The following is a 9,963-nucleotide window of genomic DNA, read 5'->3' as shown; positions in this document are numbered from 1 at the left end:
CTCGCCGGATGCCGCCGACTGCACCGCCGCTACGAGCGCAAAGCCGAGCACTTCCTGGCCTTCACCAGCATCGCCTGCACCCTCATCTGCTACCGGAGACTCACCAAATGAGATGACGTCTTAACGCCGGGGCGTTCACGGAGGGGGCCTCGCGGGCGGGCCGGGGAGCACCGAACGAACCGCTCGCCGGCCCGGCCTTCGGCGGAGGGATCCGCTGTAGGGGGCGTTGCAGCTCCGCGAGGAGTTGATCAAGCCGCGAGCAGTTTAGACAGACGCTCGGCTGGGGTTTCCCAGCCGAGCGTCTTGCGGGTAGACCGGCATGTCCGCGGCGACGGAGAAGAGCTGGTGGCCTGCCATCTCGTTGCCCTGGTCCCAGGTCAGTGACCGTCGCAGATGGGGCGGAAGCTGGCTGATGGTGGTGGTGAGTGCCTGGTGGAAGTGCTCTGCCCGGTGCCCGTTGGGCAGGTGTACCAGCATGGTGAAGCGGGTCGTGCGCTCGACGAGTGTGCCGACGGCGGAACGGTGACCGGCGCCGACGATGCAGTCGCCTTCCCAGTGGCCGGGGACGGCACGGTCAGCCGCTTCGGCGGGCCGGTCGCTGATCATCACCATGGGGGCGGTGAACCGGGGCTGCCGCTTGTATGCCTGGCGGTGGGGACGCCCGCGGGTCCGTCCGGTCCGGAGGGCCTTGGTGAGTTCGCGACGGAGTTCTCCACGGCCTTGGACGTAGAGGGCCTGGTAGACCGTCTCGTGCGCCACTCGCATCTCCGGATCGTCGGGGAAGTCCCGGCGGAGCTGGTGGGTTATCTGCTCCGGGCTCCAGCGCCGTTCCAGACGCTCTTGAATGTAGTCCCGCAGCCGCGGGCACCGGCTGATCTTCCCGGCTTTGGGGCGAGGCCAGCGGGCATCGGCGCGGAACTGAGCCGCGTAGGGCCGGTAGGTCCACTCGGCGCCGTGCCAGAGCGCACCGTTTCGGCGTATCTCGCGGCTGATGGTCGAGGGACTGCGGCCCAGCTCGGCGGCGATCGTGCGGATGGATGCCTTCTCCCGCAGCCGGTCGGCGATGTGGATGCGCTCGTGTTCACCGAGGTACCGGCCGGAGGAAACGGGGACGGCCGCCCGTTGCGAACGAACGGGCGGCTCGATCCTGCCGCTGTTGAGCAGGCGGCCGTTGCGCCACCCGCGAGCGGCCCGCGTCGCCGCCGGCCACGTGCACACCCCCACGCTTGGCCGCCTCTGCACTGCTGTAGCCCTGTTGCACGAGCCGGAAGTATTCCTCCCGCTCGGCGTGGAGCTTCTTGCGCCCCTGCGGCCTACGGTCTCTCCGAGCTTCGAACGCCATCGCATCCCCAGAACTGGGGTGTTGCGACGACCACTAGAACGGACGTACCTGTGGGGCGGGCACTTCTGGTCCGGCTCCTACTTCGCCGGAAGCTGCGGCGGGGCGCCCCTGACCGTCGTACAGCAGTACATCGAGCGGCAAAAACGCCCCGTGGATTGAGGTAAACAGTACTGGTCCGCGCTTCAGTGCGGGTCACACCTATTGTGAGATGGCCTTCACCATCCGGCTTAAAGGCCGAAGCACTGGCCAAGATCAAAGGTAGAAGAGGCCGGCGTCATCGGGTTCGAAGCGGGCAAGCCCCCGATAGGGCGGCTCAGCGTTCTCCTGCCCTGCGCGCGGCTCTGACGCCGATTCAGCAGCCACTTCACGCCAGCGCTCCTCCCACTCGTTCGGTATCACCGGAGCACGCAGCCACGTACGCCGGAGCGACCGGCAGCGTCGGCAGCCGCTCGCCGCCGGCCGCTTGTGACAGCGTGCTCGCTCCCTGGCCTGTGCGGCGCCATCTCCCGATAGGTCGGACTCCAGGCCTCCGCCCGGAGTTTGCGTAATTCGGCCGCGAATAACGCCACCTCCTGCCATGGACGGCTCACCCCTGTCGGGCCGTCTCCCCCCATGGAGACGGCGCGATCGTCCGGACGCTCGCAAGCCCCGAGAGAAGGCCAAGCGACAGGCGCTTTCTTCAGTCAGGTCTCAACATCGCTTCTGCGCCCGGGACTTCAGCCTTTGATCAGGGTGACGGAACAGGCTGCCATTCCATTCGCAAGCCGCTGGACTCGATGACGTGGACGCATCGGGCACTGGCGCGGGCTCCGCTCCGGCCCGTCCGGAGACTCTCCCCCGCACCCCGAACAGGACCGACGGCAAAAGCCTTTCCCCCGCCAACCAGCGTTGGCTTGGCCCGGAGAGCTGGCCGGCCAAGAGGACCTGCCAGCACCCCAGACCATCAACGACAACAAGGTACGGCGGCCGGCCGACCACCGGGTGGGTGTCACGCGGACGGAGAGTGCTGGAGGGTCCCGCTGGTTCACCGCAGCCCCGCCACCCACCAAGGCCCCAGGCACAACAGAAGCACTCGAGCAGCCCCCGTAGACCTGCTGCAGACCGCCTTGTTGGGCGCCTACCTGCGGCGTGTCATGATCAATACCCGCACCCAGCGGTGGCGCGCCGGAGACTGGAAGAACCGCCCACCGAAATACCTGCCGGACCAAGCCACCGGCGACTACGCAGAGCAGCACGCCATCCGCGCGCTGCTCATGCACGCCGCCAAGGCGCTGGCGCCTCAGCAACGCAGCGTCCTGATCCTGCAGTGCTGCGCCTGAACGGCCTGCTCGCCGCCGCCCCGCCGAGTACGTCGCCGATCTGCGTGAACGCCTGCGCCCGCCTGCCGCCTCCCGTGGACGCATCCGGCGCGGCATCGGCGTGATGCCTGCCGCGCATCCAGCCGGGTGGTTGGCCGTTTGATGCGGAGGTAACAGTGGTCGGCGTCGTGGATGTGATCGGGATCGGGATCGGTGAATCAGCCGGGCGTGACCAGATCAAATTGAGGGCGTGGCCGGGGGCCGCATGCCGAGCCACTGCTCGGCGTTCCAGGCGTGGAACCGCTCTACCTCTGTGAACTTCAGCTTCGCCGCGAGCCGCATCGAGGCGGCGTTGGCGGTCTGGGTGGCCAGCACGACCGGCTCGCCGGGAAGGACGCCGTCGAACCAGTCGAGTGCCGCCGCACACGCCTCAGCGGCGTATCCGAATCCCCATGCCCGCGGCAGAAACAAATAGCCGAGATCAACCCTGCCCTCGGCAGCCGGGGGCTGGTGCTCCGGTGCTCTCCTGAGCAGGATCTGGCCGATCATTGACCCATCAAGATCAACGACAAAGCTCCCGGGCCACCGCCCGGGCACCTCGGGCATCTCGCGCTCAAGCTCGTCACGCGGGCGCGGGCCGCCGAGATAGGTGTGCACCTCCGGCGACGCGAGCAACTCGATGAACGTCGCACGATCCCGGGCCGCCGGCTCACGCAGCACGAGCCTCTCGGTACTGATCGGGGTAGGCGGCCAGGCGACGGGCCCGAGGTCAGTCATACCGGCCAGCCCATCAGCAGGCTCGCCAGTGAGCAAAACTCACGGACCCAATCAAGCCGCCGGCCCGGGGGTTCTCCTCGCCAACGGACGCTACAAGCGGCGTCTGCCGGGGACGGGATGCCTTCCCCGGTATCACGATCAACAGTGCCGTTGCGGAACCTATCCGGCCTCCTGTCGCCAGTGAGCCAGGCTTACGCGGTGGCGACAGCCGTTGCGACGTCGAACGCACCAGGTCGGCGATCGTCGCGGCCGCCCGCGACCTCGCCGACACCGGGGCGGACCTGACCAAGCCCTCCTAGGGGTGCGCGTCCGTGATCGCGATGACCTCGTCGAGGCGGTCCAGGGCAGCCTGCAGGTCGTCGACCTTGGCCTGGATGCGGTCGCGCTCGGCGCGCAGCATGGCTCGTTGCTCGGCGTCGGTGTGCCCGGAGTCCCAGCACGGAAGGAGTTCTGTGATCCTTCGGCTGGTCAGGCCGGCGGCGTACATCTGCTGGAAGAAGCGAATCCGGGAGATGGCGTCTTGTCGGTAGAGGCGCTGGCCGGACGGGCTGCGCTCGGCGATGAGCAGCCCCTGCTGCTCGTAGTAGCGCACGGCGCGTACCGAGACGCCGGCGCCCCGTGCCACCTCGCCGATGCGGATCAGCCGCTCGGTCGCGGCCTCTGTGACGGCGGTCATGGTGATCCCTTTCACCCCGGTCCTGAAGACCAGCACTTGCCTCTGACGTCAGCGTAAGGTTTTAGCGTACCGGGCATGGACATCAACAACTCAGTTGCCCTTGTCACCGGAGCCAACCGCGGCCTGGGGCGTGCCTTCGCCCAGCGCCTGCTGGAACGGGGCGCCCGCAAGGTCTACGCGACGGCCCGCCGGCCGGAGACCGTGGACCTGCCCGCGGCCGTGGTACTGCCCCTCGACATCGCCGATCCCGCATCCGTGAGGACTGCGGCCGAGGCCGCCCCGGACGTCTCGCTGCTCATCAACAACGCGGGAATCAGTACGGGGACGGACCTGGTGACCGGTTCGCTGGAGGCGGTACGGCACGAGCTGGAGACCAACATGTTCGGCCACCTGGGAATGATCCGGGAGTTCGCGCCGGCGCTCGCCAGGAACGGCGGGGGCGCGATCGTCAACGTCCTCTCCGCCATGTCGTGGTTCGGGGGCAAGGGCGCCAACGCCTACCACCTGACCAAGGCCGCCGCCTGGGCCATGACCAACGGCGTCCGCCTGGAACTCGCCGAGCAGGGCACGCTCGTCACAGCGGTGCACCTCGGCCTGGCCGACACCGACATGGCCGCGGGCTGGCCCGTGGACAAGATCGCTCCGTCGGACCTGGCCGACGCGGCGCTCGACGGTGTCGAGGCGGGCTCCGCCGAGGTCCTCGCCGATCAGTGGAGCCGGGACGTCAAGTCCCGGCTGCCGCTGGCGCCGGAAGAGTTCAACGCCGCGATGGACCGCGCCCTGGCGGCGTTGATGGCGGCCTGAGCGGCCTTGGGGGCCGCACTGACTTCGGTCGGTTCCTTCTGAGGACGGTCAACACATCTCCGTCCGCAGTTGTGGATCTTCATGCGTGCCGAAGGTGTCGGCGGCCGCGGGAGGCTGGTACTCGGTCACAGCGGTACGCCGTGCACCCCGCCGCTCGCGGTCGCCGCATACACAGCCTCTTGCGTTGGGTCACTGTCCACGGCGAGCAATTGGCCGCGCATGTCGAAACTCTGCCCCGGAATGCCTTGATCCCGTCGACGACATGCAGCCGGCCCTGCCATCCACCCCACACCACGCTGGATCCGGTTGCCTGTAGCGCGAAGACCTCGTCCTCTCCTCCGCCGGTTCGATCCAGTGGGCGACGCAGGTGACGTTGCAGGCCATCTCGGTGAGGGCGCGCTGGACGTGAGTGCGGGTCAAGCCGAGGGAGCGGGCATGGCTGCAGCCCGTGGGCCCGGGTGTACGGCGGGGATTCTGTCCGGAGAAGAGGGATGGCAGCGCGGTTACGCCATCCTCGCCGGCGTCGAGGCCGCCCTCACGCAGAACGACGCCTATTTGGTTCGCGACCTCCGGTACTCCTCGACCACCAGGTCGGTGAGCTCGGCCACCGAGGTCTCCGACGTGCGCTTGTCGAAGGTGATCTCGCCGTGCTGGAGCAGATTGACCCGGTCGCAGACCTCGAAGACCTGGGCGTAGTTGTGGGCGATGATGATGACGGAGACCTCGCCGCGGGCCTTGAGGTCGTTGACCAGGTCGAGGATGAGGGCGCCTTCCTTGGCGCCCATCGCGGCCAGGGGCTCGTCGAGAAGGAGGACCCTGGCCTCGGAGTAGACCGAGCGGGCCACGGCGATGGCCTGGCGCTGGCCGCCGGAGAGCTTGGCGACCTCGACGTCGACCGATGGGATGTTCACCCCCATCTCGTCCAGGTGCTCCTGGGCGATTTTGCGCATCGCGCGGTTGTGCAGCAGACGGGTGGGGCGGATCATCTCCCGGTTCAGGAACATGTTGTGGTAGACCGTCAGCTCGTTGACCAGCGCCAGGTCCTGGTACACCGCGTCGATGCCGAGCGAGCGGGCATGGTCGACCGACTTGAGCGTCACTTCCTCGCCGTTGAGGAGGATGCGGCCTGCGTCAGGCCGGTGGAAGCCGCAGAGGATCTTCAGCAGGGTTGACTTTCCAGCGCCGTTGTCGCCGACGAGGGCGAGTACCTCGCCCTTGTTCAGGCGCAGGTTCACGTCCCGCAGCGCGGTGACCGCGCCGAAGCCCTTGACAATATGCTCCACGGAGAGCGCCGGTGTCGGTGTCGGACCGGTCAACTCGCTCATCGGCGGCCTGCCCTTCGCAGTCTGGCCAGGTGCACGTTGAGCACCATGGAGAGGATGATCGCCGCACCGAGGATGATGTTGAACGGGTTGGCGTTGATCCCGATGAGGTTGAACCCGTTGCGCAACTCCGCGAGGACGAGCGCGCCGAGCAGCGCGCCGACGACCGTCCCCGAGCCGCCGGCCAGCGCCGTACCGCCGATGACCGCGGCGGAGACGGCGGTGAACATCGGGGATGCGCCGTCCGCACCCGCAGCGGTCGGGTCGATCGAGTCGACGCGGAAGGCCTCGAGGAGGCCGGCGAAGGCCCCCAGGGCGCTGGTGGCCATGAAGTTGCCGAATTTGATGCGACCGGTTTTGATGCCGGCCTCGCTCGCGCCCAGCGGGTTGCCGCCGGTGGCGATCGTATGCAGGCCCCAGCGTGATCGGGTGAGTACGACGTGGAAGTACGCGACGATGATCAGGCACCAGATCAGTTCCGACCAGTCCGCCTGCCCGAACCAGCCGCGCACCCCGTGAGCTGCCTCGGGGATCTGTGCCGGGTAGGCGTGCGACGTGGTCAGCATGATGCCGAGGATGAGGAAGAGCATGCCGAGCGTGGCGACGAACGACGGTACCTTGAGCACGACCACCACGAAGCCGTTGACGAGACCGATCAAGGCGCCGGCCAGTATCGAGCCGATGATCGCGATGATTGGGTACGTGCCGTAGTAGTCGATCATGTAGTGCATCAGGAACGGCGACAGTGCGAAGACGGCGCCCACCGACAGATCGATCTCCCCGCTGACCAGCAGCAGCACCATGCCCGCCGCGATGATCGCGTACGGTGCCGTCTGCTGGGAGAGGTTCACCAGGTTGTTGCGGGCCAGGAAGTCGGCGTTGTTGGACCAGAAGTACAGCAGCAGGCCCACCGCGACGATGAAGATGGTGGCCTCGCGGCGGATGACGAACGCCTCGAAGGCCAGGCGCAGTGGGCCGTGCCGCCGCACCGGCGGGGTGCCGGCCGTGACGGTCTTCCCGCCGGTCGTGTCCTGCACGGCTCGCTCGCTCATTGGAGGACCATCCCTTCTGCAGCCCTCACGGGTGGGGTTGTGACCTCCCGGTCCCGGCGGGTGCACAGCCGCGCTCGCGTTCTACGCGATGACCGGCATGAGTTATGCCGGCCCCGCCGGGCCGAGGCCGTCTGATCGGCTTCAGGGACACGCCCCGCAGAGGGCCGATTGATGAGCCTTCGGCAGACGACCTCAGCACCGGGCAAGTGCTCCGTCAGCGGCATGGGAGTACGGCTTCCGTGTTCGTCGGATGTGACTGGGCGACCGAGACCCACGACGTCACCGTCATGGACAACTCCCGTACGCCAGTGAACCGTTGGGAACCGGCACTCACCGGGCAGGGCATCGCGGCGACGCTGGCCGGGCCGGGCCGGTACGGTGACCCGGCCGGCCTGCTGGTGGCCATCGGGACCACCCGTGGCCTGGTCGTGGACCGGCTGTTGGCCGCCGGTCGGCCGGGGGTGCCGGTGCACCCGAACGCCTTTCACGCGATGCGCCCGCGCTGGGGCGCTTCGAGGGCGAAGACCGGCGCCGAGGACAGTGACAAGCTCGCCGACTACCCGCGCACCGACGACCACCGCCTGCGGCGCATCACCCCAACGGACCTGAAGACCCTTCAACTGCAGGCCCCGGCCCGCCGGCGGGCCGGCCGCGTCGAGGCCAAAGTCACCGCCGTCAACCAGCGGGAGTTCCTGGACCGCTGCCCGGCCCCGCGGGCCGCCGCGAAGCTCGTCCCGGCCAAGCTGGAAGCCTGGTGCATGCGGCGGGGCTACTCCGGCCGGCGCACCGGCATAGAACTCATCGCGCGCTTGCGCGCCACCTCCCACGCGGCCCCCCGCCTGGGCGAAGACACCCTCTCCACGCTGGCCCGTGTCCAGGTCCAGGTGGTGCGCGCGATACGGACGACCATCCACACCCCCGACCAAGAAACCGCCACCGCCGTCGAGGTCCGCCCCTACGCGCCGCTGGCGGCCTCCACGCCGCGCACTGGGAAGGTCAACATCGGCCAGGTCATCGGCGAGATCAGCCCGATCCCTCAGCGCGCTGAGACCTGCGAGCAGTTCATCGCCGAGACCGGCGCCGTCCCGGTCACCAGCGCCGCCGGCACGTCCCACGCGGTGACGTTCCGGTACGCGACCAACCGGCCCGCCCGCGTGGCGAGCACCGCGTTCGCCGACAACAGCCGGCACGGCAGCGACTGGGCCGCGAAGCTCTACACCGATGCCCAGGCACGCAAGAAGCGCCACCCCCGTGCCGTCCGGACCCTTGCCCGCGCCTGGCTCCGCGTGATCTGGGCCGGCTGTCGCGACGGTGCCTGCCACGCCTCCGCCATTCACCAGGCGAACAACGAGGTCAAACCGGGCACCGAGACGCCCCTCGCGGCATAGCGGTCGACTCAGGAAACTCATGCGTGTGCTATGGGGCCGGAGCGCTTGACCCACTGCTGCTTCGTACTGGAGCCCTCGAACCGGGTCTTGCTCTCCAGATAGGGGTCGACATTGTCCTTGGTCACGAAGAGCAGGCCGGTGTCGGTGACACTTGGGATCACCAGTCCGCCGGACAGTTTGTACAGCCACAGGTAGAGCACGCTCAGGAAACCCTGCAGATAGGGTTGTTGGTCGATGGTGAAGTCGAGGTCTCCCGCTTTGATCGCGGTGAGGGTGTTGGGATTCAGGTCGAAGCCACCCGCGACCACACCCTTCTTCTTGAGGCCGTACTTTTTCATGACCTTGCCGATGCTCTCCGTGGAGCCCGCGTCAACAGCGAACAGGCCTTTGAGGTCTTTGTGTCCGCTGACGTACGCGTCGATGGTCGACAGCTCCTGAGGAAGTTCCGCGCCGCTGGCGACCGACTTGAAGTTGATCGACTTGCCGGACGCCTTGATCGCGTCGGTGGCCCCATCGATGCGCGGCTGGATGTTGAGCGCTCCCGGGGTGGCGATGAAGCCGACCGCGTCCCCGCCGGAAGGCATCAGCGAGGCGATGCGGCGGCCCAGCTCAACCCCGGACTGGTAGAGGTCCTGCCCGACGTAACAGAGCCGGCTCGTCCCCGGATCCCCTTTGGCCCCGTCCGCGTTGTACGAGATGGTGGGGATGCCGGCGCTGAGGGCCTTGTCGACGGGCGACGTGAAGGCATTCTTGTCGACGACCGCCACCGCGATGCCGTCGGCCTTCGCAGAGACGGCCGAGGCCATGGCGCTGACCATTTCAGGCACGCTTGAGTCCTTCGAGCCTGTCCACTGGAACGAAGCGTCCAGGAGCGCGCAGGCGTCGGCTGCCCCGTACTGCGTCGGGGTGAAGAACGGGTTGGTCGTGACGTGGTTGACGAACACGAACTTCCACTTCGGCGTCTTCGGGAAGTCGCCGACACCGCCGCCCGACTTGTTGTCGTCGCTCTTGTTGCTGGCCGAGCAGGCGGACAGCAAGGCCGCCGCGGCGGCCGAGGCGCTCACCATTCCGCCGCCACTCAGCAGTCGCCGCCTGGTCAGCCCGTTCAGGCTGAGCGTGTCGACGGCCCTTTCCACCTGCGGATCGATCTTCTTCATGATCACTCCGGCGTGTTCGGCACATGCTGCCCGATATTTCGAACGGCGTTCGGCGCATTTGGTGGGGCTGAACGTAGAACTGGCCTGATAGGTCGTCAAGGCCCTGAGTGGACTACGGTTTCGTCAATATTTGTACGTAGATCGTCC

8 protein-coding genes and 4 pseudogenes are annotated in these 9,963 nt (G+C 67.9%); 5 read left to right on the top strand and 7 right to left on the bottom strand.

The window, feature by feature from the left end:
* Positions 1–111 (top strand): annotated as a pseudogene (locus tag ABZZ74_RS22120) (IS5/IS1182 family transposase); the annotation flags it as partial.
* 137 nt (positions 112–248) lie between these two features.
* Here the strand turns inward: ABZZ74_RS22120 and ABZZ74_RS22115 are convergent.
* Positions 249–1,095, bottom strand: a pseudogene (locus ABZZ74_RS22115) (IS30 family transposase); the annotation flags it as partial.
* Positions 1,096–1,381: 286 nt separating this feature from the next.
* Here ABZZ74_RS22115 and ABZZ74_RS22110 point away from each other — a divergent pair.
* Positions 1,382–1,501, top strand: a pseudogene (locus ABZZ74_RS22110) (transposase); the annotation flags it as partial.
* Positions 1,502–1,600: 99 nt separating this feature from the next.
* Here ABZZ74_RS22110 and ABZZ74_RS22105 read toward each other — a convergent pair.
* A pseudogene (locus ABZZ74_RS22105) lies at positions 1,601–1,956 on the bottom strand (helix-turn-helix transcriptional regulator); the annotation flags it as partial.
* A 495-nt stretch (positions 1,957–2,451) separates the two neighbouring features.
* Here ABZZ74_RS22105 and ABZZ74_RS22100 point away from each other — a divergent pair.
* A complete protein-coding gene (locus tag ABZZ74_RS22100; RefSeq protein ID WP_356767378.1) occupies positions 2,452–2,661 on the top strand; it encodes a hypothetical protein in 210 nt (69 codons plus the stop codon).
* A 216-nt stretch (positions 2,662–2,877) separates the two neighbouring features.
* On the opposite strand, the gene ABZZ74_RS22095 is transcribed toward ABZZ74_RS22100, so the two are convergent.
* Both ABZZ74_RS22095 and ABZZ74_RS22090 read right to left on the bottom strand, forming a co-directional pair.
* On the bottom strand, positions 2,878–3,417 hold the full coding sequence (locus ABZZ74_RS22095; protein WP_356767376.1) for a GNAT family N-acetyltransferase: 540 nt from the start codon (positions 3,415–3,417) through the stop codon (positions 2,878–2,880).
* A 295-nt stretch (positions 3,418–3,712) separates the two neighbouring features.
* A complete protein-coding gene (locus tag ABZZ74_RS22090) occupies positions 3,713–4,093 on the bottom strand; it encodes a MerR family transcriptional regulator (RefSeq protein WP_356767374.1) in 381 nt (126 codons plus the stop codon).
* A 75-nt stretch (positions 4,094–4,168) separates the two neighbouring features.
* Here ABZZ74_RS22090 and ABZZ74_RS22085 point away from each other — a divergent pair, with 75 nt between their 5' ends.
* Positions 4,169–4,897, top strand: a complete 729-nt coding sequence (locus ABZZ74_RS22085) for an SDR family oxidoreductase (RefSeq protein WP_356767372.1) — start codon at positions 4,169–4,171, stop codon at positions 4,895–4,897.
* 551 nt (positions 4,898–5,448) lie between these two features.
* On the opposite strand, the gene ABZZ74_RS22080 is transcribed toward ABZZ74_RS22085, so the two are convergent.
* Together ABZZ74_RS22080 and ABZZ74_RS22075 are read right to left on the bottom strand one after the other, a co-directional pair.
* Positions 5,449–6,222: an ATP-binding cassette domain-containing protein gene (locus ABZZ74_RS22080; protein ID WP_356767370.1), complete on the bottom strand. Its 774-nt coding sequence runs from the start codon at positions 6,220–6,222 to the stop codon at positions 5,449–5,451.
* Positions 6,219–7,271, bottom strand: coding sequence for an ABC transporter permease (locus ABZZ74_RS22075; protein ID WP_356767368.1), 1,053 nt, complete (start codon positions 7,269–7,271; stop codon positions 6,219–6,221). Before ABZZ74_RS22075 ends, ABZZ74_RS22080 begins: the two co-directional genes overlap by 4 nt.
* 239 nt (positions 7,272–7,510) lie before the next feature.
* On the opposite strand from ABZZ74_RS22075, the gene ABZZ74_RS22070 reads away from it, so the two are divergent.
* Positions 7,511–8,659 carry a transposase gene (locus ABZZ74_RS22070; RefSeq protein ID WP_356767366.1) on the top strand — a complete coding sequence of 383 codons (1,149 nt, stop codon included), beginning with the start codon at positions 7,511–7,513 and terminating at the stop codon, positions 8,657–8,659.
* 17 nt (positions 8,660–8,676) lie between these two features.
* Here the strand turns inward: ABZZ74_RS22070 and ABZZ74_RS22065 are convergent, their stop codons facing one another.
* On the bottom strand, positions 8,677–9,915 hold the full coding sequence (locus tag ABZZ74_RS22065; protein ID WP_356767364.1) for a sugar ABC transporter substrate-binding protein: 1,239 nt from the start codon (positions 9,913–9,915) through the stop codon (positions 8,677–8,679).
* Positions 9,916–9,963: the final 48 nt, after the last annotated feature.

The sequence above is a fragment of the Streptomyces sp. NPDC006476 genome (assembly GCF_040612015.1).
Taxonomy (GTDB): domain Bacteria; phylum Actinomycetota; class Actinomycetes; order Streptomycetales; family Streptomycetaceae; genus Streptomyces; species Streptomyces griseorubiginosus_B.
Note: the sequence above shows the minus strand (reverse complement) of the source record. Positions and strands in the feature narration are given on the sequence as shown.

What these genes read in the sequence shown, in the direction of transcription:
- ABZZ74_RS22095 (WP_356767376.1), bottom strand. Translation starts at nt 3,417, where the DNA reads ATGACTGACCTCGGGCCCGTCGCCTGGCCGCCTACCCCGATCAGTACC.
- ABZZ74_RS22090 (WP_356767374.1), bottom strand. Translation starts at nt 4,093, where the DNA reads ATGACCGCCGTCACAGAGGCCGCGACCGAGCGGCTGATCCGCATCGGC.
- ABZZ74_RS22085 (WP_356767372.1), top strand. Translation starts at nt 4,169, where the DNA reads ATGGACATCAACAACTCAGTTGCCCTTGTCACCGGAGCCAACCGCGGC.
- ABZZ74_RS22080 (WP_356767370.1), bottom strand. Translation starts at nt 6,222, where the DNA reads ATGAGCGAGTTGACCGGTCCGACACCGACACCGGCGCTCTCCGTGGAG.
- ABZZ74_RS22075 (WP_356767368.1), bottom strand. Translation starts at nt 7,271, where the DNA reads ATGAGCGAGCGAGCCGTGCAGGACACGACCGGCGGGAAGACCGTCACG.